This is a genomic window from Mycobacterium sp. NGS41 (genome assembly GCF_059812725.1).
In genome coordinates, this window is sequence record NZ_JCALDF010000019.1 from 50,952 (window position 1) to 74,398 (window position 23,447).

The following is a 23,447-nucleotide window of genomic DNA, read 5'->3' on the forward strand; positions in this document are numbered from 1 at the left end:
CGACGTGATCGTGGCGATAGCACAGGCCAGCGCAACGCTTGGGCTATCAGCCGTGGCGGGAGAGGCGCAGGAAGGCACGTCAGATGAATAGCAACATCAGGCCTCCGCTCGACCCCAACGCCGAACCCGATGTGTCCGAGTTCAGCTGGGGAGGCGGCATCGAGCCGAAGTCTGTCCGCGTAAAGGCACCGTCCGAAGGCGGGAGATATAGGGGCACATCGCCGAAATGCGACCCGGTCATCGGTGTGAGTCGGAGGTAGCGGCATCACCGATGTAAAAGGTCCCGATAGGACCGACGGCGATTCTGGGCGACCTTGGCTCTGTCAGTCTTATCCTTTTTCGAGCAGGAAGATGTACTCGACGTTCTTTCCTTCGTCTTCCTTAAGCCATTCATTCGTCCAGCGCATACCCGACATAACATTTCGTTTGTACTCAAGCTCGATGACATTGCGAATCTTGCCGTGCAAACGCAACACATCATCAAGCTCTGCAGCCGTCGCGCGGCCTCCGTTGGAGTAAGACAACGCGATGAATTGGCACGACGTGTCTCGTATGAGTCGATCAATCGACTCAATGACGACGAATCGACCGGATGCACCTCTGCGAAATTCCTCGAAAACCGATCCCGCGATGGTGTCGGATGTGTCGGCGCGCCGCTTCGCGGCACCGAATATGTCAGGTTCGTCGTTTAATATAATTGTCGTCCAAACATGATAGTAAGACTGATAACGGACGCGAGAAGGAGGCATTTTCTCATTGTTTGAGCCGTACGGCGGGTCATAATATGCCAGGTCAGCCAGGGAATTAACGGTGCTCAAACAATCGAAAACATCTTCCTTGAGCACTCGATGGTCAACATTGTCATTCTCCCACAAGAGCGGAACATCTAGCTTTAGGTCAAGGTACGAGCGCGGGGACCATTCTTTCAGATACGAAACAAAGTGGCCCATCGTAGAATCGACTGCGTCGAGAGCCAATATGAGCGAAGTTAGAGCAACAGCCTTCGTTGTGTTATCAAGCCCCAGATTGTCGATCTCGGACCGAATTCCGTCTAGTTTCATCGTGTTGTGCCTCTGCCAGAGGCGTTTACTGCCGTCCGGCTGAATTGCAGAACCGTTGAAGTCATCGCCGCCGTAGTGTTCGGTGAACCAACCCTCAACGGGCGCAACATTGTTTAGGTGTTCGATCAAGTCATGGTAGTCCGCAGGATGCTTTCGATTGAGAAGGTACGCGGTTCCGAAGCACCCAGACCATTCGGCTCTATCGTTCGAAATTACGGTATAACCGGTCTTCGCGAAGGCTTGGGATACTCGTGTCGTGCCTGAGAATCCATCGAACACCGTGCGTACGGGCAAGTCCCGAACCATCCGGAGCAAGTGCGGCAATATCTTCCTCTTAGAGCCGGCATACTTGATGCCTTGAGTCCGCACATCCTCATTCAGCCCTTCGACGAGCATCGGGTTGGCGGCGTTGCCGTTTCGCCTCTTTCGGGCCCGGTGGCTGACCGGAGCAATGTCGCCGTGAGTGACTGGCGATACGTCAAAGAGAGTCGGCTCCTCAGGGGACATTACGGTATGCCTTCCCTTTCTTTGATTCGAGTGAGGTCACTTTCGATCTCCCTCAATGCAGCGGCGTGACCCTCTTCAGTCGCGTTCAGTGCTTTCGCAAGTAATTCAGTTAGGGTCAGGTTGTGTGAGTAGTCGATCCAGCCATTCGTTATCGATCGGAAGAAGGGCAGGGCGTTCCTAGTATGGGTCCAAAGGCCGCGTTGAAGAGCGTTGGCTGACGCGCCGCCGTACCGGACTTCACAGATGTACTTACTATCACCTGTCTCGAACCGCCAGACTGGATGCCGACGGCCTCGCCCCTCGGAGACCTTGATAATACGAGCCGTACTTTCTTTGGCCTTTCGAGAATCAAAGACCAGGATGTTGCACTTCTTTTGGGTTTCGTCATAGATCAGTGGAAGGACGTTTATTCCACTGAAGCCCTTAAACGCCACATCATCAAAGACTTGAGCGATGAGGGCGGTATCGGTGATCTCTTGAACGCCTAGGGCCTCAAGATACGGGAACATTGCGGCTTCTTTATCTGTTGAGAGCTGGAGTGGGCCGTCGCCATACGCTTTCAACGAAATAGGAAGCGTGTCGCCTGTAACCAAGCTCCTAACTAGAATGTCCTCTTCTAGTTGCTTAGACCGGAAGAGGTCCTTCCCTACGTGCTTAGACTCGAAGTCATACATAAATTGATTAATGAATTCGGAAATTGCAACTTCAGCTAGATCGCCGTGCGTCTTGTTCCCGATCAATCGCATGGTGAAGACATTCGACAGCGTCGTAACGATCAACTGAGGATGCTGTGAGATCAAGAGACTTAGGCGGGTTGTGAAATCGAGATATAGATCCTCGGCTTCCGTCATCACCTAGTCTCTCGGTCGGCTGGATGCGCAGATCATATCGGGCACGGACGACAGTCCGGCTTAAGGACGCAGGGCGCGCCGCCATCGCCATCAAGAGCGTCGGGTCCCGGAGCCGTAGATGGCCCCGTGTCCAGGCTCACCGGTTCTGCCTCGATCCGCTCAAGCAGCTGATCTATCCGCTCGCAAATGAGTTTCCGGGCCTCCTGCAGGTGGTGTGCTAGCTCCCGTAGGTCTTCGGCAGCTGCTAAGTCGATGCCTAGAATCGACTTCACGGCGAACTTGCATCGTGCCTGCGGTGTATGCGGTGTGCCGGTCGGTCGCTGCGAGGCGATGGGTCGCGACTGCTCATCAGGTGTTGCAGCTTTGGGTCCCTTGGTCTTCCGGTAATACGTCAGCCACTCGTCCCGCATGTCGTCGTAGTCTTCTTCAAAGTTGATGTTTGGATCTTCGTCGCCGGGCGACAGTTCCTCAGCTGGTGTACATTTCCCGTCCTTGGCGGCCATCTGCCACGCTTTGTAGTACAGCAGTACGGTTCTTGCGCTCACCCCCGCCTTCTCTGCGAACTGGTTCGCAGTGACCTTTCCATGGGAGTCGGCAACAAGATCACTGCGGCCGCGTTCGTCATCGGACACGTGCACGTTGCGGACGACCAGCAGACCTAGCCGCCAACCGCCTTGTTTAGAGTGGTGCCCGAATGAGCGGGCGTCGTCGTCGAGAGACATAGGTACCCCTACCGATAGGCGCAGATAAGGAGACCCCTTGCTCACCTAGCGCCCAGCGGGGTGCGCTCTCAGTCGGCTCTCTTCTGTGGGGACACGGCTGGTAATCCGACGTGTCCGAGCAACCACGGGCTCTTTAAGCATCCAACTGCCCCCGCGTCGCGGAACCGCTGCATTGACGACAGTACACCGCTGACGACACGCCGCGCGGCGGTGCGTGCACTTGTCGGACCGGTGTGCAAGTCTATTTGGCTGCCCACGAGAAGGGAGCCACAAACGATGTGACAGTACAGAGGAAGGTACGAACGTGGACGACGAGCAGGAAGAAGTAGAGCGGGTACGAGACTGGATCGAACGGCTCGAAGCCTTCACCGCTGCGCTAAACGACGTCGAGGGCGACAACGCAACAGACTTCGCCAACAACGCGCTTGAGGCGCTGAACGACGCGGTCCTACCACACTTGGTTCCGGCGAAGTCTTCCTCGATGCTGCTGGCACTGGAAGCCGTAGTCGCAGTAACTCAGGCGGCAACAGTGGTGATTATGGACTGGGCTGACACACCTGACGTTCGGGATCGCTACACGCGCGAGACCGCCCAGCCTCTCTTCAAGACGGCGCTGGACGATGTGCTATCTCGTTGTAAGCCCTGGCTTTCCGATGGCCTACCGCCAGCCGACGAAGTACAGCAACGCATCGCGGCAGGGGCGAAGGAAATGCAAGAGGCACAGGAAACCCTTGGCAGGCGCAACGCCGAGCTGGAAGCCCAGGACGCAGAGGCCGAAGCAGACCCCTACGGCGCGATCCTGGTCCATCTGGATCCCAACCGGTCTGATGCCCCGATTTTCGAGAAGGTGTGTTCGTTGACTGAAGAGGAAGACAAGCGGTATCGCGATGCGTACGAACGGCTTCGGAAGATGCTGGACAGTGAACTGCTGGTACACATCTCCGATGAGAGCGACCGTTTTCTCGATCAGCTGGTTTCGATCCTTGAGGATCTGCGAGACAACAAGATCGGGATCTTCGATGCAGATGCGTGGGATGAGCGCAGGCGCAAGGTGCGCTCAGCGCTGATCAGCTTCACCAGTGCCCTACAGAGCCATGAGGATCAAACGGTTCGCGCAGTGCGTGACACCTTCGCCCGCCGAACGCCGCAGGAACAGGCCGTGCTGACCCTATTCAATGACTTCAAAGCCGACTCCTTCGAGTATCGCTGGCTGCTCAAAATGCGCGATGCCCTGCTGCACGGCGACATCAACGCCTTCAAGTACGACTTCACGGCAAGCCTCGATGGCGAGAACGCCGTCAACGTGTACATGGATCGCCAGTACATGTTTGATTTCACTAAAGAGGAACGGGGAAAGCCCTGGCTGAAGCGGAACGAGTTGGAAGCCATGACGTCTGACCCCAGCGTCCTGGACATGATCAAAGCCGTACAGCCTCAAATGGGTCCCTTGCAGGAGAGGCTTGATCGGATCCTCTACCCCGATGCAGGGGCAGACGCTGCGACGGTTCGGGAATTCTTGGCCCGGTATCCCGATGGCGTACAGGGACAACGTGCGCTGCAGAGCGGACCGGGCTTCACCCGCCGCAATATGTGCCCAAAGCTGAGCCCGCTTGCGCCGAGGGTGCTGGCCTTTGCCGACAGCTTCCAGGGCTGGGAGGACCCAGAGGACAACGACGACGGCTCAGCTGTTGTCGATAGTGACGATTAGTGCGTCTACCTCTTTGACGTCGCACTTGATCAGTCTGCCGATCTTGTAACCGCGCAGCTTGCCGTCTGCGATGTACTGCCGGATGGTGCCGGGCGACACGTTTAGACGGTCGGCTGCCTTCGTCGTGGAGATGAGTCGACGCGAGGAGATATCGGTAGCACCGGTTTTGGAGCCTTGTGCGCCAGAACTGAACTTGGACATGGAGGATGAACCTTTCCGGAGTTACCATCCTCCCGCAGCGCCGAGATTAGCAGACTGCGCGAACCCGCGCCGTCTGCGCAGGCCAGGCCAATTGCGCCGCCCGAGCGATACCAAGCGAGCCAACCGTGGCGGGGAGGCCAGCAACCTTCTCGGCACCGCTGGCGCGGCGGCAACATGGGTAGTGGATAGGTACGGCACCCCGAAAGGCGACATTTGTCGAGGTAGAAACTGTGCCCCCGGCAGGATTCGAACCTGCGACACCGGCTTTAGGAGAGCCGTGCTCTATCCCCTGAGCTACGAGGGCGGGGACGTCCTTGAATACCTTACGAAACCTCGGTGGCATAACGAGGGCCACACGACGGTTGCGGCATGCGTGGTCAGCGGCGGTGTCGCCGTTGCGGCGATCGGCGCCGGACCGGTTGAGTAGCGACAGGCAACGTCGGTCGTCAGACCGCGACGACGCGGATCAGTTCCTCGAGCCCCGAAAAGTCTTCGGCGTTTCGACTGTAGAGATCTAGGCGATTGGCGTGCGCCGTCGCGGCGATCAACAGATCCGCGAACCTACTTCGCGGCTTTCGACCTTCGCGCACTACGGCGGCAACAATGAGCCCGTAACTGCGCACGGCGGCCCCGTCGAACGGGATGGGCTCCAGCCGCGACTCCACCTCCTGCAATCGGGCCTGGCGTTTGGCCGCCTCGATCGGCGCCGTAGCCAGCAGCGGACCAGCGGCCAACTCGGCAGCGGTAATGGCTGAAATCGCCAGCTCGTCGGGCAGCGCGGCAATGACCACCGGGTCGTGCCAGTCGACCACGACCGACGTATCCAAAAGGCCAGATGTCACCTCACAGACCCTGGTCAATCAACCGGTCCAGGTCGGCGCGGAACTGACGATGATCAATGCGCACCGCTGCGCCGGCCAGTGCCGCGAGTTCATCGCGAGTGATGAATGTGCGGCGGACGGCCCGCATCGGCCGAAGTTCGGCCACCGGTTCGCCATTGCGCGTCACGACGAACGTCTCACCCGCCGCTACCGCGTTGATCACCTTCGCGTTGTCATTGCGGAGGTCGCGCTGCGCGATCGTCCTAGCCATGGAGGCAATCGTAGCAATCTCTGCTACAGCTCGCTACAGTGGCGAAGGCGCAGGTGAGCGGCGGGTTCCAAATCTGCGCGCAAACGCTCTCAACAAGCCGGGTCAGCGGGCCGGCGTTATCGGGTCCCACACGCGTGAGAAGCCGAAGTCACTGAAGTCGTTGACATTTCGAGTGGCGAACTCGTTGACACCGTGGTGGCGCAAGGTCAGCGCCAGGCGAGCGTCAGATAGGCGCCGGCGAGCAGTTCCGGCCGTTGCCCCCAATACCCACACATCCTTCATCACCGGGGCGTTCTCGATGAGCGCCCACCGCCGGTTACGACGGAACGTCTGACAGACCTCCGCCGCCTCGGGGCCGTCGAGCGGCCGCGTTAGCACCGCAGCGTTCCGCAGCAATTGATACAGCTCCATGAGCACGAGCTCACAAACTGCGACGTCCGTCCGACCAGCGCTCTCAACGAGGAAGGCGGCGGCGGCGCCATGTTCGGGGCAATCCTGGTTTTGCGCATACAGCAGGACGTTCGTATCGATCGAGAGCACGGGTGACTCAGGCCTTGTTGGCGAGCTCGCGCCACGCGTCTTCGGACACACGAAACGGACCGAGGCGGCGCGGTGTGGGCGGCTGCCAGGTGTCGGAAGCCACGTCGCGTCGCGGATAAATCTGCACCATGTGCTCAAGTCCGCGACGAACATCAAATTTACATCTGTATCGAAAGTGCATCAATATCACCGCAGCTCAGCGATCACTTTCGCGAAGTTGTCAATATGTTTGTCCTGCACGGTGAAGGATGTGACGCCGTACTTCTCGCGATAGCCGGTCAACGTATCGGCCATCTCGCTGGGTGACCCACTGAGCACCGAAGTCAGCTCCAACAACTCTTCATCGGACAGCTCCGATGCGTACCTGCGCGTCATTGACAAGTCCGGCATGGTCTCGCCCTCGGCCGGCACGGCGGTGATCGCCAGGTTCAGCTCCAGTGGGTCAAAGCGGCCACCGGCGGCGTTACGGACGAACTCGATGCGTTCGGCCAGGGGGTCGTCGACGTCGCGCACACGGGAACCGGTCAGGCCGATGATGTCGGCATGCCGAGCGGCCAGGGTCAGTACCCGGTCGCCGTTGCCGGCGATCAGGATCGGTGTGGTCGGGTGGTGCTGCTTAAGGTACTTCGTCATGTGCTCGAGGTAGTCGACCCGGGCTCCGGCGCTGGGATAAGGCAGTTCGGCGGCGTCGAACTCTTCACGGGCGTAACCGGTGCCCAGCCCGATCTCCAGACGTCCGCCGCTGAGCTGGTCCAGAGCGCCCAGATCTCTGCTCAGCAGGGCCGGCTTGTAGAAGGCGGCATTGAGCACATACATGCTCAGCCGGAGCCTCGTGGTCACCATCGCCACGGCGGTCAGCGTCGGCATGGGTGCAGCCGCGCCGAGATGGTCGGGCACACAGATCGCGTCGAACCCAAGGTCTTCCACGCGTTTGGCTGTCTCCTCCAATGCCACGCGGGATTTGAAGAAGCGGATGCTCAGCGCGAAGCGAAAGTCCTTGGCCACCGACTACCTCCGTTAAACGATCTAAGTAACACTTACCAGGACCGTGCCGCGGCCACCAAGCCCTGCGCCAGGGCTGTGGTGACTGGTGGCCAGCCGTCGTCGCGCGAACCATGGTTAGACCGGCCCTTTCCGGCCCGCATCGTCGACGGGGCGAAACTGCGCGGACTGAGACCCCGGGCTCGAACCGACAGCTCCAGCTGCGTCCCACCCTCGCGCACCCGGTTGACCGGATTGTCCGGATGCAGACCCCGCAGTTCAGGCGGGATGGCGTCGAGATCCGTGACAACCTCGTATCCCGGCAGGTCGATATGCCGGGCCACGTGAGCGGCCAGTGCGCGGTTGCGGCCTCCGGCCAGCAGTTGGGTGCCGCGTCCGATGCGGCCGTACCCATGTAGCGAGACCGCCACGTCGACGTGTTCCAGGAACTCGGCCAGCCGAGCTGACTCGCTCGGGTTGAAACGGGCCGACGGCAGGTGGTGCGGGTATCGGTCGGGATGCCGCAGCACATACACCGACGCCCCGGCCGCCTCGGCAGCGCGTTCGGCGATTGCGTCGGTCATCTGCTCGAGGCCGCCGCCGTGAATGGCGAGAAAGCCGAAACGCGACCGCAGCCGGCTGGTCTCGACCACCCCCGGCTCGATCAACAGTGCCGAAAGTGAATGCGGCCCATCCGCAGACGGCACTACTGGCCGCGGCCAATGCACGGGGTCCCAGCGATGCAGGAAGTCGATCCAGCTTTGCGGCAGCCCGTGGTGCACGGCGCCGTCGATGATCCGCGACAGATAGCCGGGCCGGGGTGGACCCGGAGTCACGCGATGATCGATGTAGACCCACGCCGGTGCCGGCCCGACGCCGGTGTGCACGGTCAGGCGGTCGCGCCGATAGCGCACCGGTACCCCTTCGGCGCTGTCGAGGGCGGTCATGTCGTGGTCGGACACCTGCCAGAGCACGCCGTGCACCTGGTTGCCGACGAACGGTTCGACGGTGGCAACGCCACGCTCGTTGATCAGCCAGTCATGATCGTTGAGCACCGCGGGGCGGGGATCCGTTGCGTCGGGGCAGCGCGCTGCCATTTGCCTGACGCACAGGTTGGAACCGTATGCGAAATAAGAATGGCGGCGGGCCGGCATTCAGCCCGTCACCGAAATATGTTGACGCAAGCTAACTCCCCGCAAGCCTTCACGGTTGACGACGCTTTCCATCCTGCCGCACGGTCTGACCTGCGCGCTACGCCGCCCCGCTCACCGTCAGATAGATCAGCACGACGTTGAGCAGGCTGACCATGATCGCCACCGCCCAGCCGACGACGGTGGTGACGGGATGGTTGGTGTCGGTACCCATCAGCTTGCGATTGCTGGTCAGCCGGACCAGCGGAAGCACCGCGAACGGTATCCCGAAAGACAGCACGACTTGGGAGAGCACCAAGGTGCGCGTCGGGTCGAAGCCCAGCGCCAGAATCGCCACGGCCGGGCAGAGCGTGATCAAGCGGCGCGCCAGCATCGGGATCGACCGGTGCAGCAACCCCTGCATGATCAGCGCGCCGGCGTACGCGCCCACCGACGACGACGCGAGGCCGGACGCGAGCAACCCGATCGCGAACAGCACCGCGATGGTGGCCCCCAAGGTGTTGTGGATGGCCGTGTAGGCACCCTCGATGGAAGCCGCCACGCCGTGGTTCTGCAGGTTGATCGCAGCGACCAGCAGCATCGCCGCGTTCACCGTTCCGGCGACCGCCATCGCCAGGACTACGTCCAAGCGGGTGACTCGCAGCAGGTGACGGCGGTGTCGGCCCTCTTCGGGATGTCCATGCCGGTCGATGGCCAGACCCGAATGCAGGTAAACCGCGTGGGGCATCACGGTGGCGCCCAGGATGGCGGCGGCCAACAGCACCGTCTCGGTACCGCGGAACCGCGGCACCAGTCCGCCGAGCACGTCGCCGGGCGGGGGAGTCGCGACGAAGAAACTGGCCGCGAAGCCGACCGCGATCACCAGCAGCAACCCGGTGATGACACGCTCGAACAACAGCTGGCCGCGACGGTCCTTGACCATCAGCAACAGCAGCGACACCGCGCCGGTGATCACCCCGCCCACCAGCAGCGGCAGATTGAACAGCACGTGCAAGGCGATGGCCCCGCCGACCATTTCGGCGACATCGGTCGCCATCGCCACGAGTTCGGCCTGCAACCAGAACGACAGCCGCAGCGGGCGGCTCATCTGCTTGCCGATCGCCTCGGGCAGCGAGCGACCGGTCACCAGCCCGAGCTTCGCCGACAGGTATTGCACCAGGCCCGCCAGCACGTTGGCCACGACGATGACCCACAGCAGCAGGTAGCCGTACTGCGCGCCGGAGCTGACGTTGGCCGCGACATTTCCGGGGTCGACATAGGCGATGGCCGCGACGAAGGCTGGACCGAGCAGATACCAGCTCGTCTTGAGCGAGGTCTGAGTGCCCTGCGCCAACGTTTCGACCCTCAATTTCGTCAACCCGGATAGGAAAGTGAGGTTAACCGAAGGACCGCGAGCAGACGCAAAAGCCCCTAATCCGGGCCCGAATCACGGGCTTTTGCGTCTGCTCGCCGGCGCGTTAGGCCGAGATGATGCTGCCGCCGCCGTCGACCCGAACGATCTGACCCGTCAGGTACCCGGCGTCGTCATGCAAGAGCATGCAGATCACATGGGCGATCTCAGCGGGAGTGCCAACCCGGCGCAGCGGAATGGTTTCGAGCAGGCGGGATTCGCGCTCCGATCCCACGGGGCTACGTTCGCGATACATCTCGGTTTCGATGGGTCCGGGAGCTACCGCGTTGACGGTGATGCCAGTGGAGGCAAGCTCACCGGCCCAGATACGCGTTGCCGTTTCGAGCGCGGCCTTCGCGCCGGCGTACGGAGTGCGTTCTGCGACCCCGAGCGTCGTCAAGCTGGTGACGTTGACGATGCGACCCCATTTATTGGCCAACATGCCGGGCAGCACCGCTTGCACCACCTGAACCGCGGTGCGCACATTCATGTCATAGGTGGCGAACAGATCGTCAAGGTCTATCGAGCCGATGCGGCCGAAGCGCGCCAAACCCACGTTGTTGACCGCCCCGTCGACGGAGCCTTCGGCAACAATCCGCTCGAGGGCTTTCGCGGTCGCGGCCCGATCGGCGAGGTCGACCTCGCGGAACTGCCCGGGAAAATCCGAAGGCGCAGACCGGGCGAGGCCGATCGGCTGGTGTCCCCCGGCTGCCAACCGGTCAGCCACCTCGCGGCCAATGCCCTTTGACGCTCCGGTGATCAGAAATCGACGATTCGACATGGGATCCCCTTTCGGCGCAACGACTCTGATCGCAACGCCGAAAGGAACGCAATTGTTTCACCCCGCCGAGCAGACGCAAAAGCCCCTAATCCGGGGCCGAATCACGGGCTTTTGCGTCTGCTCGGCACAAAGAGCCCGCGCCCGGTGACCAGGGGCAGATCGAGGGTCGTGCGGATCCCCGGTGCGGCAGCCACCACGGCCGGGATCGCGTTGACGATCCGCATCGCGGTTGCGACCAGCCCGGCGTGGTTGTGATCGCCGTTGCGGCTGCTCAGGCAGATATCCATGGCGTAGGACGGTTCGCCGGTGATCTCGATGCGGTAGCAACCGCCCGGCTGCGCGGGCTGGGGCCAATCCGGACACAGGTCCTCACGCAGCCGAGTGACGTGTTCCAGCACGACGGCGGGCTCGCCGTCGACCATGCCGCGCACCTCGAACCGCACCGCCGCGGCGCTGCCTTCGGGAATATGACCCGAGGCGATGTCGAAGGCTTCCGGTGCCGGTTCCCGGACGTAGGTTTCGGTGACCTCGTCCAGCGAAATACCCAGGCCCGCCGCAAGCTGCCGGACCACCGATCCCCACGCCAGGCTCAACACGCCGGGCTGCAACAGCATCGGGATATCGTCCATCGGCTTACCGAAGCCCATCACGTCGAACATGACGACGGCGCTGTCATAAGTCGCGTAGTCGACGATCTCCATGCACCGCACCTGCTCGACGCTCTGGCAGGTGCCGGCCAAGGCCAGCGGCAACAGGTCGTTGGCGAAGCCCGGGTCGATACCGTTGACGTACAGGCTCGAATTACCTTCGCGAGCAGCGTCTTCCAGTGGCTTTATCAGCTCCTCGGGCAGTACCTGCCACGGCCACTGCAAAAAGACGGGCCCACTGCCGACGATGTTCACCCCGGCTGCCAGGACACGCCGGTAGTCTTCCAGCGCCTCGGGCAGCCGATTGTCGGCCATGGCGTTGTAGACCGCGCATTGCGGACCGGTGGCCAATACGGCGTCCAGGTCGGTGCTGGCTTTCACGCCGGTCGACTCCGCAAGGCCGGCGATTTCGGCGGCGTCCTTGCCGGCCTTGGCATCCGATGACACCCAGACGCCGGTGAGCTCGTAGTCCGGGTTGGTGATGAGCGCGCGCAGCGAGTGGATGCCGACGTTGCCGGTGCCAAGCTGGACGACGGGTATGGCCATGACGGGCTCCTTAGGGGTCTGGATGAGACCGCGAGAAGACGCAAAAGCACCCGACACGCCGTGCGTGCGGGTGCTTTTGCGTCTTCTCGCGAGTCATCACAGGTCCGGGACAGGGATGTCGAGATTGGGGAAGGTGAGGCCGCCGTCGACCTCGAGCGTCTTGCCGGTGAGGAAGCTGCCCGCTGGGGACGCCAAATAGACTGCCGCGGCCGCGATGTCGACGGGGTCGCCGAGGCGACGCATCGGGGTCACCTTCTCCATCGGGGCGCGCAGCTCGTCGTTGGCGGCCACTACGTCCAGCGCCGAGGTCAGGATCGAGCCAGGTGCGATGGCATTGACCCGGATGCGAGGGCACAGGTCCAGCGCCGCCAGCCGCGTGTAGTGCGACAGCGCCGCCTTCGCGGTGCCGTAGGCGGCGAAGCCACGTCCGGCCAGCCGGCCCATCGTGGAGGTGATGTTGATGATGCTGCCGCCGCCGGAGTGCTGGAGCATCAACGGAGCGGCCGCGACTGTCAAGGCGTGGGCGGTGGCGACGTTGAAGGTGAACGCGTCTTTGAGGTCCTTGACTGAAGTGGTCAGCAACGTATTCGGCATAGTCCCGCCGACGTTGTTGACGACGATGTCCAGTTTCCCGAACGCGTCGACGGCCTGGGCGGCCAGCTCAGCGGTTGACTCGGGATGGGCCAGATCGGCGGCGACGACGTGCGCGCGCCGGCCGGTGGCGCGGACCTGTTCGGCGACGGCTTCTAGTTGAGACTGCGTTCGCGAAGCGATCACAACGTCCGCTCCGGCCTCGGCGAAAGCCAGCGCGATGGCCGCCCCCAGCCCGCGACCGCCACCGGTGATGACAGCGACTTTATCGTCGAGACGGAACCTGTCCAGGATCATTGCGGCCTCTCTGTTTTCAGTTGTCGGCCGAAGCCGGCACCAACCCAGCCGATGAGGATGGCAGCTTTTTTGTAACAGGTTCTAGTTTGGCACACGGATGTAGCGAACGAATCCAGGGCGGTCCGGAGTGGCTGAGCAGCGACTACTCCCTCAAGAAAGTGTCGCCCGAAGAAACTATCGAATGTTACATGTTGCTAATGTAACGTCGTGCCTGCAGAAGACGGCTGGCAAAGCTGCTGGAGAGGGGCGGCGGCGAACATGTTTCATTTCAACCGTGAGGAACTAAATTGAAACTCAAACGATTTGGCGCCGTGGTGAGCGTCCTGGCAACCGGCGCACTGGTGTTGTCAGGATGTGGTAGCGACAAGAATGCCACCGGAGGAAGCGCAACGTCGGGCCCGTCGGGGGCAGGCGGAGGGAACGTCAGCTGCGGCGGTAAGAAAACGCTGAAGGCCAGTGGGTCGACGGCGCAGCAAAGCGCCATGAACCTCTTCTCCAAGGCATTCGAGCAGGCCTGCCCCGATCACACGCTGAACTACACGGGCGGTGGTTCGGGCGCCGGAGTCCGCGAGTTCACCGGCAAGCAAACCGATTTCGGCGGCTCAGACGTACCGCTTAGCCCCGACGAGGCGACTGCGGCGCAGGGGCGCTGCGGCTCACCGGCGTGGAACCTGCCGGTGGTCTTCGGCCCGATCGCGGTCGCCTTCAACCTGAACGGCGTCACCTCGTTGAACCTGGACGGCTCTACGCTCGCGAAGATCTTCAAAGGTGACATCACCAAATGGAACGATCCCGCGATCGAGGATCTGAACAGGGGCTCCCACTTGCCCAGTGACCCGATTCACGTCGTCTACCGCAAGGGAGAGTCGGGTACTACGGACAACTTCCAGAAATACCTGGATGCCGCTTCCAAGGGTGCCTGGGGCAAGGGCGGCGGAAAGACGTTCAACGGCGGCACTGGCGAGGGCGCCGAGGGCAGCCAGGGCGTCGCGGACGCCGTCAAGACCACCCCAGGTTCGATTACCTACACCGAGTGGTCGTTCGCCCAGTCGCAGAAGCTGAACACGGCCAAGGTTGCCACGTCGGCGGGTGGCGATGCGGTCGCGATCAGTACCGACTCGGTTGGAAAGACGATCGCCGGGGCTAAGCTTCCGCAGCAGGGCAACGATTTGAAGATCGACACGTCGTCGTTCTACAACCCGTCGCAGCAGGGCTCCTACCCGATCGTGCTGGCGACCTACGAAATCGTCTGCTCGAAGTATCCGGACGCCGATACCGGCCCAGCCGTGAAGGCGTTCCTGCAGGCCACCATTGGCCCTGGACAAAATGGCTTGGCGGACAACGGTTATGTCCCGCTTCCGGACAGTTTCAAAACGAGGTTGTCGGCTGCGGTCAACGCCATTGCCTGATTTGATTTCCTTATGGTCCGCGGACCGCTAGCGCGGCGGCAACGCCCAAACGGGTCAAAGTCCGCGCTAGCGGCCCCGGATGGGCGCGCGGCACGACGTGGCGACCGGCTGTTCAAGTTGACCGCTGGGGCAGCCGGTTCCACGATCGTCGCCGCGATCCTGCTGATCGCAGTATTCCTACTGCTTCGTGCCGTCCCGTCGTTGCGCGCGAACCACGCAAACTTCTTCACCAGTGCGCTATTCGACACCTACGACGACAAGAACCTCAATTTCGGCATCCGCGACCTGTTGATGGTCACGGTGCTCAGTTCGATGTCCGCGCTGGTGTTGGCCGTACCGATCGCGATCGGGATCGCGGTGTTCCTCACCCAATACGCACCGCAGAGGTTGTCCCGTCCGTTTGCCGCGGTGGTTGATCTGTTGGCCGCGGTGCCGTCGATCATCTTCGGCCTGTGGGGGATCCGTGTGCTGGCACCGCAGATCGAACCATTCGCCCGGTTTCTCAACAGCCACCTGGGATGGTTGTTTCTGTTCAAGTCGGGCAACGTATCGCTGGCCGGTGGTGGCACTATCTTCACCGGCAGCATCGTGCTGTCGGTGATGATCCTGCCCATCATCACCTCAGTGTCGCGAGAAGTCTTCCGGCAGACGCCGCATATGCACATCGAGGCAGCCCAAGCGCTGGGCGCGACAAAATGGGAAGTCATCCGAATGACCGTGCTGCCCTTCGGTCGCAGCGGTGTGATCGCGGCGTCGATGCTGGGTCTTGGTCGCGCGCTGGGCGAAACGGTGGCCGTGCTGATCATCCTGCGCTCGGCACCCAAACCGGGGAAGTGGTCGCTGTTTGACGGTGGTAATACGTTCGCTTCCAAGATCGCCTCCGCAGCAGGGGAATTCAGCCAACCACTGCCGACCGGAGCCTACATTTCCGCGGGATTCGCGCTGTTCGTCCTGACGTTCGTGGTCAACGCTATTGCTCGGGCGATCGCCGGCGGAAAGGTCAACGGGTGAGCGCGCAATGAGTATCGATGCGCTCGACCGGCCGCTGAAAGCGACGGTGGTTCGCCAGCTGAGCCTCCGGCGACGAATCGAAAACAACATTGCGGCAACGTTTTTCGTCGCATCATTCATCATCGCGCTGATACCGCTGGTCTGGGTGCTGTGGGTGGTGATCGCGCGCGGCTGGTATGCGGCCACCCGATCGGGCTGGTGGACCCACTCGCTGCGAGGAGTGTTGCCGAACGAGCTTGCCGGCGGCGTGTACCACGCCGTCTATGGGTCCGTGGTGCAGTCCGGAATGGCTGCCATCCTCGCCGTGCCGCTGGGCATCATGACCGCGGTGTTCCTGGTGGAGTACGGTTCTGGACGACTGGCGCGGCTAACCACTTTCATGGTCGACGTGCTCGCCGGGGTGCCCTCGATTGTCGCTGCGCTGTTCATCTTCAGCATGTGGATCTTCACCCTGGGATTTGAGCAGAGCGCCTTCGCGGTGTCGTTGGCGTTGGTCTTGCTGATGTTGCCGGTGGTGATCCGGGCCACCGAGGAGATGCTCAGGCTGGTGCCCGACGAACTGCGAGAAGCCAGCTATGCGTTGGGAATTCCCAAATGGAAAACGATCGTACGGATCGTCTTCCCCATCGCGATGCCGGGCATCGTCGCCGGTGTCCTGCTGGCGCTCGCCCGCGTCCTGGGTGAGACGGCGCCGGTGCTGGTGCTGGTGGGGTACAGCCGGTCGATCAACTACGACATTTTCCACGGCAATATGGCCTCGTTGCCGCTGCTGATCTATACCGAATACAACCAACCGCAAATGGCCAGCATCCTGCGGTATTGGGGTGCTGCGCTGACGTTGATTCTGATCGTGGCATTGATCAACCTGACCGCCGCGGCGATCCGCTTAATTACCAGCCGACGACGCCGGTAGCCGGTCACTGCTTGAGTTTCAGCACCCGCCCGTTGCCGCGATCTGCAACGTACACGTTCAAGTCTTTATCCACCGCCACCGACAAGGGCGTGTTGAGGCCCTGGAATGGCAACACCGTCGAGGCGTTCGCTCCGGCCGGCAGCTTCAGCACAGCGTTGTTGTCGTGGTCGGTGACGTAGACGGCGCCGTCCTTATCCACCGCGATTCCCCACGGCAGGGTAAGGCCGGTAAATGGCAGGACAGACTGGGTGCCCGTCCCGGCATCCAGTTTCAGCACCCTGTTGTGGTCGGTGTCGGTGACGTAGACATTGCCACTGCTGTCCACGGCGACGCCGTCGGGGTTTTTGAGCCCGTCGAATGAGAGCACGATCTGGTTGGTCGACCCCGGCTCCAGCTTCACCACCCTCGCGTTGCCGCGGTCAGCGACATAGACGGCGCCGTGGGAATCCACCGCCAGGCCCTCGGGGTAGTCGAGACCGGCGAAAGGCATGTCGGTCTGGTTGTTCGATCCGGCTCCCATCGTCACGACTCGCATGTTGGAATCGGCGACATAGATCCTGCTACTGCTGTCCACCGCTATGCCCTTGGGCTCGTACAGTCCGGTGAATAGCTTCACCACCGGCGCGCTCGACCCGGCGGGCAATGCCACCACCTTGCCGTACATGCCCTGGCTGGTTACGTAGACGGTGCCGGAACTGTCCACCGCCACCCCGCCGGGGGACAGGTGGAAGTTGAGGCCTTTGAACGGCAGCTCTTGTTGTTGCCCCGGCTTCAGCTCCGCCTGTCCCGGGGTGTTCTCCGAACCGCCAAACGCGAACACGGCGATCAACACGATCGCGAGCAAGAGCGCCGCGGCTCCTGCCAAGATAAGCAGCAATTTCTTCTTGTCCCGGCGCTTGCCCGCGGGCTCGAATTGCTGGCTGGGCGGTGCCTGCTGGCCTGTGCCGCCGACGCCCGGCTGGCTGGGCCAGCCGCCGCCTACTGCAGGGCTGGCCTGGGTCCATTGGTCGGACGTGTTGGGCGCCGGCGTGTGACCGCCGCTGTCCGTCGGCACGGGACGCATCATGGTCTCGTTACCAGTGGGAAATTGCTGCGCGGGCCCCATCATGGTCTGGTCCCCGCTGGAGTATTGCGGCGTCGGTCCCATGGCCGTTGCGGCCTGTGGGTAATCGCGCGAGCCCTGCTGCTGCGGTGTCGGTCCCATGGCCGTCGGTGCCTGCGGGTAGCCGCCCGAGGTCTGCTGCGGGTAGCCACCCGAGGACTGCTGCGCGTAGGAACCTGTCGCCTGTTGCGGGTGGCCACCGGAAGTCTGTTGTGGGTAGCCGCCGGAGGCCTGTTGTGGGTAGCCGCCGGAGCCTTGCTGTGCGTAGCCGCCGGAGCCTTGCTGCGGGTAGCCGCCGGAGGCCTGCTGCGGCTGGGCACCCGAGCCGCTGTAGCTGGACCAGCCGGCCACATTCGGATCGACAACAGGGGCCATCAGGGTCTCGTTGTCGCCCTGCCGCAGAATGGTGGCTTCCTGGCGCTGCTCGGATGTGGTGAGCGCGTCATGAGCGGCCTCAGCCAGATCACCGCAGCTCAGATAGCGGTCCAGCGGATTCTTGGCCATGCCTTTCGCGATCACATCGTCCAATGCCGCCGGTACTCTGCCGGGCCGAAGCTGGCTGGGCCGCGGCGCAGGCTCCATCAGATGCGACGCGATCAGTCGTTCGACGCTTTGGGCCGAATATGGCGGCGAACCGGTCAAGCACTCGTCCAGCACGCAGGCCAGCGCGTAGATATCGGCACGGTAGGTGACCTCAGTGTCGCCGAACCTCTCCGGGGCCATGTAGTTATAGGTCCCGACAGCCGTTCCGGTCTGGGTCAGTCCGGGATCAGAGGCGGCGCGGGCGATACCGAAATCAACCAGATAGGCGAAGTCCTGGTTGGTGACCAAGATGTTTTCCGGCTTGACATCGCGGTGGGTGACGCCGGCGCTGTGGGCGGCATCCAGCGCGGCGGCGATCTGGCGAATGATCGCGACCGACCGCGCCGGGGCCATAGGACCGGTCTGGGTCAGGATCTGCCGCAGCGAGACGCCGTCGATCAAGCGCATCTCCACGTAGAACTGGCCATCGATCTCGCCATAGTCATGGATCGGCACGATGTGCGGCTCGGTCAGCCGTCCCGCGGTGTCGGCTTCACGTTGCATCCGAGCACGAAACACCGAGTTGTCGGAGTACTGCGCCGAGATCAGCTTGACCGCCACTACCCGGTGCTTGCGGGTGTCCTCGGCTTCATAGACCTCGCCCATCCCGCCGCGACCTATGAGACGCACCAGCTGATAGGGCCCGAACAGGGACCCTTCCCGCGAAACGGCGTTACTCACCGTCGACGCTCCCTTCACCCGCCACCCATTCCGGACGGCCCTAACAAGCCTTCGGAAAACCGATGGTTACCACACGGTAAATCCTCGGCGACCAACGCGCTACAGAATCGCGTTACTCACAGTGAATCTTGAAAACTCCCCACACAGTTGCCAGCGGACAGCATCGACTTTTATCGGTCGGAGCACACCCAAACCCGTTGTGGCTCAGGGTGATGCACGCATTTACGCGATACTGTTGACCGCCGGCACCAGTTTCGATTGAAGCGCGCTCGGCAACGGAATGTAGCCATACTCGTCCAGACCGGTTTGGCCGTCACCAATTGTGGCCTGCATGAAAGCCTTTACGGCAGTGCCGGTGGGCGTATCGGGGTACTTCGAGCAGACGATCTCGTAGGTCACCAGCACAATCGGGTAGGCGCCGCGCTGCTGTGGCTTGTAGAACGTCGACGTGTCCACCACCAGGTCATTGCCCTGGCCCTTGATCGTAGCCCCGGCAATCGTCTTGCCGACCGTTTCGGTGTTGATCGGCACCGGATCGGGACCCGCTGAGGTGATGATTTGCGCCTTCATCAATTGATGGCCCTCGGCGAACGACCATTCGTTGTAGGTAATCGACCCGTCGGTTCTCTTCAGAGCTTGCGACGTGCCGTCATTGTGTTCGGCGCCCTCACCGACGCCACCCTTGAACACCTTTCCGGCGCCTTTTCCCCACGCGCCGTTGGAAGCGGCATCGAGGTACTTCTGGAAGTTGTCCGTAGTGCCGGACTCGTCGGAGCGAAAGACGACGTGGATGGGCGTCGGCGGTAGAGCGTTGTTGCCGTTGAGTGCCTTGATCGCCGGGTCATCCCATTTGGTGATGCCGCCGTTGAAAATCTTCGCAACCGTGGGCCCGTCGAGATTCAGCGAGGTCACGCCGCTGATGTTGTAGGTGACCGCAATGGGACCGAACACCACCGGTAGATCCCACGCCGGCGATCCGCAACGCTCCGATGCCCGGTCGGTCTCACCTTTGGCCGGATCCATCGGCGAGTCGGAACCCGCCATGTCGCTCTGGCCACCGATGAATTGTTTCAGTCCGGCACCGGAGCCGTTGGCTTCGTAGTCCAGCGTGTAGCCGGGGCATGCGCGTATGTAGGCATACACAAATTGTTCGATGGCGTTCTTCTGCGCGGTCGAACCGGCGGCCTTGATTTTCTTCTTACCGCCGCAGTTCACCGGCACCGAGGGAGTGCTCGATGTTGACGCCGACGGGGTATTCGAATGGCCACCACAAGCCGATAACAGCAGTGTGCTGGCGACCACCAGGCTTAACGCGGTGCCAGTTCGTTTGAACTTCACAGGACTCCTAGGTTCAGGATCGGCAGCACGATGAGCATATGTGAATCGAGGCCGCTTTGGTTAGGACTTCGACGCCTGTTTTGCGCGGGTCTTCTTGGCCGCTTTAGCGGGGCTGGCCTTTTTCGCGGTGGTCTTTTTTGCAGGTTTGCTGCTACCCGAGCGGGCCTTCACGCTGGCTTCCAGCTTGGCAAGCAGGTCGGAGACGTCTTCGGCCTCGTCCAGCTCCGTCGGTTTCTCCTCGGCGGTAAACGCTTCCCCGCCTTCGAGTTTCGCGTCGACCAGCTCTTGCAGCTGCTCCTGATAGGTGTCGTGGTAGCGATCGGGGTTGAAGTCGTCGGCCATCGAGTCCACCACCTGCCCGGCCATCTTGAGTTCGGCGGGCTTGATGTCGACCTTCTTGTCCAGCACGGGGAAATCGGGGTCGCGGATCTCGTCGGGCCACAACAAGGTGTGCACCACCATCACGTCGCGCTTGCCGAAATCCTTGACGCGCAATGCCGCCAGCCGGGTCTTGTTGCGCAGCGTGAAATGCACAATCGCCATCCGGTCGGTGTCGGCGAGAGTCTTGGCCAGCAGCACATACGATTTGGACGACTTCGAATCCGGCTCAAGGAAGTAGCTGCGGTCGAACAGCATCGGGTCGACCTCGCTGACCGGGACGAACTCCAGAACCTCGATCTCGCGGCTGCGCTCTTCGGGCAACGTGGCGATGTCGTCGTCGGTGATCACGACCATTCGGCCGTCGGGAGATTCGTAGGCCCGGGCGAGATCGCTGTATTCGACGACTTCGCCGCACACCTCGCAGACCCGCTTGTATCGGATGCGTCCGTTGTCCTTGGCGTGCACCTGATGGAACTTGATGTCGTGATCTTCAGTGGCGCTGTACACCTTGACCGGGACGTTTACCAGCCCGAAGGCGATCGAACCCTTCCAGATGGAGCGCATGGTGTAAGTATGCCCACGTAATGCCGAGCAGACGCAAAAGCCCCTAATTCGGGCGGAATTCGGGGGCTTTTGCGTCTTCTCGCGCTACTTATGCCCCAGCCTGCGCGACCCGCTGCGCCGACGCCACACTCCCCGCGTCAAGCGCCGCCGTCAGCGCATCCAGCCTGATACCACGGAGCGCGGCGCGGCGCCCGCCACCCAAAAGGCCCTGTTCCCAAAGCGTGTCGAGCAGGCCGACCATGAAAGCGTCACCGGCGCCGACAGTGTCCACCACCTGCACCGGCCGCGCGGCCACTCGGGCCTCGCCGGCCGCGCAGAACGCCGCCGAACCCTGATCGCCCAGGGTCAGCGCGACAACCGCGGGCCCCGACGCCAGCCAGGTTCGGGCGGTCACCTCCGGCGGGTGGTTGGGATTGAGCCAGCGCAGGTCGTCCGCGCTGGCCTTCACGACGTCGCTGCGCTCAACGAGATGCTCGATTCTTTCCCGGGCCAGATCCCGGTCGACGATCAGCGACGGTCGCACGTTGGGGTCGAAGGTGAGAGTGGCCGACACGCGGTAGGCGTCGAGCAGGGCCGCGACGGCCAGGCAGCCCGGCTCGCGCACCGCGGCGATGGATCCGGTGTGCACGAAAAGCGGCGGCGGCACCGGTGGTATGCCGGAGAGCTCCCAGTCCAGGTCGAAGGCATAGCTGGCCGAGCCATCGGCGGCCAGGGTCGCCACCGCGCTAGGTGTCCGGGAAGCTGCAACGCTGCTTGGGATTAATTGTGCGCCAGCAGTTTTGACGTATTCGGCGATGTGCCGGCCGGGTGCGTCGTCGCCGATGTGGGTCAGGAAATCCACGCCCCGTCCCAGCCGGGCCAATCCGACGGCGACATTCAACGGGCTGCCACCGACATGATCGACCCCGTTGACGGTGTCGATCAGTGCCTCACCGATCACCAGCCCGCGGGTCATGGGTCCACCGCCTCATCGTGTAGCAACGCCTCCAGGGTTGCCCGTGCCCCGCGGTTGTGCAACGAGTCCAGCGCCCAGCGGTATGCCTGGACGAAGCGCGGCTGGTGGGCCAGATCGCCGAACACGGCGGCGATCTCGATGAACGCGGTGGGATTCTCGTACTGCGAGCGCGCGATCGGGATCAGCGAGTCCGCGAGCTGGTCCACCACCTCGTACGGCGAACCCCATTCGTCGGTGCCCTCGGCGTAGCGGGCCCAGCTGGCCACCACCGCCGCCGTCACCCGGACCGGGCCGTCGCTGGCGAGGTTGTCGCAGATCACCGGGATCAGCCATTTCGGGATGCGATCCGACGAGTAGGCGCACAGCCGCGCCACGGTGTCGCGCAAGCCCGGGTTGGAGAACCGCTCGACCAGCGTGCGGGTGTAGTCGTGCAGGTCGATCCCGGGCACCGGTGGCAGCGTCGGGATGGCCTCGGATTCGAAATAGGCAAGCAGGAATTCGGCGAACAACGGATCGCTCGCGGCCTCGTGGACGAATTTGAAGCCGCACAGATGGGCGAAGTAGGCCAGGCACTGATGGCCGGCGTTGAGCAGTCGCAGCTTCATCAACTCGTACGGAGCGACGTCGTCAACCAGCAGCACGCCCGCCTTTTCCAGCGGTGGCCTGCCATCGGCGAAATCATCTTCGAGCACCCAGGCCGTGAATGGCTCGGCCACCACGGGCCACCGGTCGTTGACGCCGAAATCGCGCCGCACCTCCGCGGCCATCTGCAGGGTTGTGGCCGGGGTGATCCGGTCCACCATCGAACTCGGGAACCGGACCTCGTCGCCGATCCACTGCGCCAGGCCGGCATCTCGGCTTTCGGCATTCGCGAGGACGGCCCGTCGCGCGATCTCACCGTTGTTCTCGATGTTGTCGCACGACACGATCGTCGGTGCGGCGATCCCGCGCGCGCGGCGCCGCTCCAGGGCCTCGACGATCAATGCGAACGCGGGCCCGTCCGGGTCGCGATAACCACCTTCGGTGATGGTCAGCGAGATGATCCGGGTGGACGGCGCGACCAGTACCTCCAGCGCCGACTCGGGATCGTCGGGCGCGTAGCGGTAGTCGATGATCGAGCCGATCACGTGTGCGTCCCGGCTGCCGTCCGGATTTTCCAGGACCAGCGTGTAGAGGCCGTCCTGACCATCGAGGACGTCGCGCATGGTCCAGTCGGCCGGCATCACCCCCACACCGCAGATGCCCCACTCGTGCGCCAGGCCCTGCTGCAGCAGCAGGTTGATGTACGCGGCCTGATGGGCGCGGTGGAAGTGACCGGCGCCGATATGGGCAATACCGACGCCGATGGCGCCGCGGTCATAGCTCGGCTTTTCGATCGACAGCCTCGTCAGAGCTGCATTGTTCAGGTTCATCACGCTGGACACGATTGTCCACCTCCTCCCCGG

At 62.6% G+C, this 23,447-nt stretch carries 22 protein-coding genes, 1 tRNA gene and 1 pseudogene; 4 read left to right on the forward strand and 20 right to left on the reverse strand.

All coding sequences use genetic code 11. The annotated features are described in order from the left end of the window. Nucleotides 1–329 precede the first annotated feature (329 nt). From AC5Y21_RS17380 to AC5Y21_RS17390, 3 genes are read right to left on the reverse strand one after another with little or no spacing between them, the layout of a single operon-like run. On the reverse strand, nt 330–1,568 hold the full coding sequence (locus tag AC5Y21_RS17380) for a DNA adenine methylase (RefSeq protein WP_499914041.1): 1,239 nt from the start codon (nt 1,566–1,568) through the stop codon (nt 330–332). Next, nucleotides 1,568–2,419: a hypothetical protein gene (locus AC5Y21_RS17385; protein WP_499914043.1), complete on the reverse strand. Its 852-nt coding sequence runs from the start codon at nt 2,417–2,419 to the stop codon at nt 1,568–1,570. The genes AC5Y21_RS17380 and AC5Y21_RS17385 overlap by 1 nt, the downstream gene beginning before the upstream one ends. A gap of 32 nt (nt 2,420–2,451) precedes the next feature. Continuing rightward, complete coding sequence (locus AC5Y21_RS17390; RefSeq protein WP_499914045.1) at nt 2,452–3,141, reverse strand: hypothetical protein; 690 nt, start codon at nt 3,139–3,141, stop codon at nt 2,452–2,454. 304 nt (nt 3,142–3,445) lie between these two features. Here AC5Y21_RS17390 and AC5Y21_RS17395 point away from each other — a divergent pair, with 304 nt between their 5' ends. Further along, on the forward strand, nt 3,446–4,849 hold the full coding sequence (locus AC5Y21_RS17395) for a hypothetical protein (protein WP_499914046.1): 1,404 nt from the start codon (nt 3,446–3,448) through the stop codon (nt 4,847–4,849). Here AC5Y21_RS17395 and AC5Y21_RS17400 read toward each other — a convergent pair. The 12 genes and pseudogenes from AC5Y21_RS17400 to AC5Y21_RS17455 all read right to left on the reverse strand — a co-directional run bounded on the left by AC5Y21_RS17400 (nt 4,823) and on the right by AC5Y21_RS17455 (nt 13,066). After that, entirely contained in the window at nt 4,823–5,050 is a 228-nt protein-coding gene (locus AC5Y21_RS17400; protein ID WP_499914048.1) for a helix-turn-helix domain-containing protein, read from the reverse strand. The two genes, AC5Y21_RS17395 and AC5Y21_RS17400, sit on opposite strands and share 27 nt — an antisense overlap. A 231-nt stretch (nt 5,051–5,281) precedes the next feature. Then, a tRNA-Arg gene (locus tag AC5Y21_RS17405) sits at nt 5,282–5,354 on the reverse strand. Nucleotides 5,355–5,496: 142 nt separating this feature from the next. Then, the gene (locus tag AC5Y21_RS17410) at nt 5,497–5,892 is read right to left on the reverse strand and encodes a type II toxin-antitoxin system VapC family toxin (RefSeq protein WP_499914050.1); all 396 of its coding nucleotides are present in this window, start codon (nt 5,890–5,892) and stop codon (nt 5,497–5,499) included. Between the two features lies 1 nt (nt 5,893). After that, on the reverse strand, nt 5,894–6,142 hold the full coding sequence (locus tag AC5Y21_RS17415) for a type II toxin-antitoxin system Phd/YefM family antitoxin (protein ID WP_499914052.1): 249 nt from the start codon (nt 6,140–6,142) through the stop codon (nt 5,894–5,896). A 102-nt stretch (nt 6,143–6,244) separates the two neighbouring features. Next, nucleotides 6,245–6,682 carry a type II toxin-antitoxin system VapC family toxin gene (locus AC5Y21_RS17420; RefSeq protein ID WP_499914054.1) on the reverse strand — a complete coding sequence of 146 codons (438 nt, stop codon included), beginning with the start codon at nt 6,680–6,682 and terminating at the stop codon, nt 6,245–6,247. A 7-nt stretch (nt 6,683–6,689) separates the two neighbouring features. Beyond that, nucleotides 6,690–6,833: pseudogene (locus AC5Y21_RS17425) on the reverse strand (antitoxin); the annotation flags it as partial. Between the two features lie 35 nt (nt 6,834–6,868). After that, nucleotides 6,869–7,687: an LLM class F420-dependent oxidoreductase gene (locus AC5Y21_RS17430; RefSeq protein WP_499914056.1), complete on the reverse strand. Its 819-nt coding sequence runs from the start codon at nt 7,685–7,687 to the stop codon at nt 6,869–6,871. A gap of 32 nt (nt 7,688–7,719) precedes the next feature. After that, nucleotides 7,720–8,817, reverse strand: a complete 1,098-nt coding sequence (locus AC5Y21_RS17435) for a poly-gamma-glutamate hydrolase family protein (RefSeq protein WP_499914058.1) — start codon at nt 8,815–8,817, stop codon at nt 7,720–7,722. Between the two features lie 97 nt (nt 8,818–8,914). Next, the gene (locus AC5Y21_RS17440; protein ID WP_499914060.1) at nt 8,915–10,171 is read right to left on the reverse strand and encodes an Nramp family divalent metal transporter; all 1,257 of its coding nucleotides are present in this window, start codon (nt 10,169–10,171) and stop codon (nt 8,915–8,917) included. Nucleotides 10,172–10,271: 100 nt separating this feature from the next. Beyond that, nucleotides 10,272–10,985: an SDR family oxidoreductase gene (locus tag AC5Y21_RS17445; protein ID WP_499914062.1), complete on the reverse strand. Its 714-nt coding sequence runs from the start codon at nt 10,983–10,985 to the stop codon at nt 10,272–10,274. Nucleotides 10,986–11,086: 101 nt separating this feature from the next. Then, nucleotides 11,087–12,178 (reverse strand): NAD(P)H-dependent amine dehydrogenase family protein, encoded by a 1,092-nt coding sequence (locus tag AC5Y21_RS17450; RefSeq protein ID WP_499914064.1) that lies wholly within the window; start codon nt 12,176–12,178, stop codon nt 11,087–11,089. A gap of 96 nt (nt 12,179–12,274) precedes the next feature. Continuing rightward, complete coding sequence (locus tag AC5Y21_RS17455; protein ID WP_499914066.1) at nt 12,275–13,066, reverse strand: SDR family oxidoreductase; 792 nt, start codon at nt 13,064–13,066, stop codon at nt 12,275–12,277. A gap of 287 nt (nt 13,067–13,353) precedes the next feature. Here AC5Y21_RS17455 and pstS (AC5Y21_RS17460) point away from each other — a divergent pair, with 287 nt between their 5' ends. From pstS (AC5Y21_RS17460) to pstA, 3 genes are read left to right on the forward strand one after another with little or no spacing between them, the layout of a single operon-like run. Beyond that, nucleotides 13,354–14,475, forward strand: a complete 1,122-nt coding sequence (pstS, locus tag AC5Y21_RS17460; RefSeq protein ID WP_499914068.1) for a phosphate ABC transporter substrate-binding protein PstS — start codon at nt 13,354–13,356, stop codon at nt 14,473–14,475. 12 nt (nt 14,476–14,487) lie between these two features. After that, nucleotides 14,488–15,486, forward strand: a complete 999-nt coding sequence (gene pstC / locus AC5Y21_RS17465) for a phosphate ABC transporter permease subunit PstC (protein ID WP_499914070.1) — start codon at nt 14,488–14,490, stop codon at nt 15,484–15,486. A 7-nt stretch (nt 15,487–15,493) separates the two neighbouring features. Then, nucleotides 15,494–16,399: a phosphate ABC transporter permease PstA gene (gene pstA / locus AC5Y21_RS17470; RefSeq protein WP_499914072.1), complete on the forward strand. Its 906-nt coding sequence runs from the start codon at nt 15,494–15,496 to the stop codon at nt 16,397–16,399. A 4-nt stretch (nt 16,400–16,403) separates the two neighbouring features. Here pstA and AC5Y21_RS17475 read toward each other — a convergent pair whose 3' ends face one another. The 5 genes from AC5Y21_RS17475 to AC5Y21_RS17495 form a co-directional block, all read right to left on the reverse strand. Further along, nucleotides 16,404–18,764 (reverse strand): serine/threonine-protein kinase PknD, encoded by a 2,361-nt coding sequence (locus tag AC5Y21_RS17475; protein ID WP_499914074.1) that lies wholly within the window; start codon nt 18,762–18,764, stop codon nt 16,404–16,406. Nucleotides 18,765–18,986: 222 nt separating this feature from the next. Then, on the reverse strand, nt 18,987–20,102 hold the full coding sequence (gene pstS / locus AC5Y21_RS17480; RefSeq protein ID WP_499914076.1) for a phosphate ABC transporter substrate-binding protein PstS: 1,116 nt from the start codon (nt 20,100–20,102) through the stop codon (nt 18,987–18,989). A 60-nt stretch (nt 20,103–20,162) separates the two neighbouring features. Continuing rightward, nucleotides 20,163–21,047 (reverse strand): non-homologous end joining protein Ku, encoded by an 885-nt coding sequence (gene ku / locus AC5Y21_RS17485; RefSeq protein WP_499914078.1) that lies wholly within the window; start codon nt 21,045–21,047, stop codon nt 20,163–20,165. Nucleotides 21,048–21,135: 88 nt separating this feature from the next. Next, the gene (locus tag AC5Y21_RS17490; protein WP_499914080.1) at nt 21,136–22,002 is read right to left on the reverse strand and encodes a carbohydrate kinase family protein; all 867 of its coding nucleotides are present in this window, start codon (nt 22,000–22,002) and stop codon (nt 21,136–21,138) included. Then, nucleotides 21,999–23,414: a mannitol dehydrogenase family protein gene (locus AC5Y21_RS17495; RefSeq protein WP_499914114.1), complete on the reverse strand. Its 1,416-nt coding sequence runs from the start codon at nt 23,412–23,414 to the stop codon at nt 21,999–22,001. The genes AC5Y21_RS17490 and AC5Y21_RS17495 overlap by 4 nt, the downstream gene beginning before the upstream one ends. Between the last annotated feature and the right edge of the window lie 33 nt (nt 23,415–23,447).